General features: G+C 40.7%; 1 protein-coding gene. It reads right to left on the bottom strand.

Annotated elements, in window-relative coordinates; translation table 11 throughout:
- Positions 1-235: 235 nt before the first annotated feature.
- Positions 236-1,600, bottom strand: a complete 1,365-nt coding sequence (locus F6K63_RS36760; protein ID WP_287315005.1) for an IS4 family transposase — start codon at positions 1,598-1,600, stop codon at positions 236-238.
- Between the last annotated feature and the right edge of the window lie 97 nt (positions 1,601-1,697).

Consider the following 1,697-nt stretch of genomic DNA (forward strand, 5'->3'; position numbering starts at 1 on the left):
AAGCTATGCTTTATAAACATCTTTCTTAACATAAAACTTGACAAAAAGAGTCAAGTGTGCATAGAGAGGCGATCGCCCTAAATTGACAAAAAGAGTTAAGTGTGTATAAGAGTGCGATCGCTAATCTTCATTTCGGCGCTTTCCCCCTATAAATACTCTATGGTACTTGTGGCAAATCATACACCCCTGCACTATAGACAGCTCAACCAATCTAATCAGCACCATCAATGTTGGCTCAGTGATGTTCCAGCTCTTGACAAAAGTGCCAAGTTTCTGAAATATCATCCAATCGTCTTAGTCCACGCCAGAGAACTTTAACTCCTGGTTCACCATCACCTTTTCGGCCTAAAAAACCGCCTAATTGTGCAATCCAACGCACTACTTGTGATAGGTTTGGCGGTTTCTGATGAGGATAAATTTGTTTATGTATCGTCGCATAAAGTGCCTGCCACTCATAGGATTCTAAGACCTCTTCACAACTAACATCAGGACAATGGCGAGCCAAATAAGTAAGCCAGAGTAAACGCCAAGCAACTATACTATAAGTTGCCAAGGCCATCTCTAATCGTTGAGCTGTTTTCAGTTGTAACTGCTCCAGGCGACAACCACTTTTTAATACATAGTGGTAGCGTTCAATTAGCCAACGATAACTGTACCATCGTACATATTGCTCTACATCTTCGATAGAATTAATCTCTAAGGTAGTTAACAGTAACCATTGAATCGGTTCCACTTCTGGTGGTGCATCTTCTTCAGTGACTAGAATTGCCTGTAACTCTTGAGGCGCTAGTTGTTCTTTTTTACCTCGATTCTGAGGTGGTTGAATCGTCACAGTAGTATAACGAATGCTTAAAGTAGCTCTTCTGGCTTTCCTAGTAGGATTGCGTTTGACCTCTACTGTCATATGACCTTGGTGAGAACTAGATTCTACTCCTGACCATAACTTCTCACCAGAATCTAAACACCTGTTTTGACTTGCTCTAATCAGAAACTCTGAATTGAGGCGACGAGGATAAGCAAATAAATCATAAAAATCTCCTTCTCGGTCAGTAATCGTTACCACTTTTTTTGATTCTGGTATCAGCTGTTCGCTTTTGGTTAAGGCATCTAGCCATCTTTGACTCTCTTTTTGTGCCGTCGTTCTTTTTTTTCTTTGCTCTGCTTTTCCCAATTCCTCTATTTCTCTTGCCCAAACATACTGGTCGAGTATACCCAGTGGCAATCCCTTACTGCTTACACTCAAGACTGAATGCACTTTTAATCCTGTTGCATATTTGCTATCAAGATATCCAGCTCCAGACAGTGCTTTTTGCTTTGTATAGTTGAGTTCTGTGGTATCTTGTATGGCCAATACCACTTGATGCTGAGAAATTCGCTCCTGTGTCGCCTCTATGTGCCCTTGTCTAATCATTGATGGTTTGATGTAGGGGGAATCCCAAAAATCATATGTGGCCTTTGTGGCTGCCCAAGTTCCACTTGCCGTTGGCACTGTTGCGGACGGTGATTTGCTTAAATTAGAGACAATTTCCATGAACCTTTTAGTTCTTCTTTTGTCTCCTAAATCTGTTCTTCCTAGCTCTTTCAATATCCATTGTTCCATATTTGTGATAATAGATGCCAGAGGCGATTCTAGCAAGAACACACACTTGACTCTTTTTGTCAAGTTTTATGTTAAGAAAGATGTTTATAAAGCATAG

The sequence above is a fragment of the Moorena sp. SIO1G6 genome (assembly GCF_010672795.1).
In the GTDB taxonomy this organism is placed as follows: domain Bacteria; phylum Cyanobacteriota; class Cyanobacteriia; order Cyanobacteriales; family Coleofasciculaceae; genus Moorena; species Moorena producens.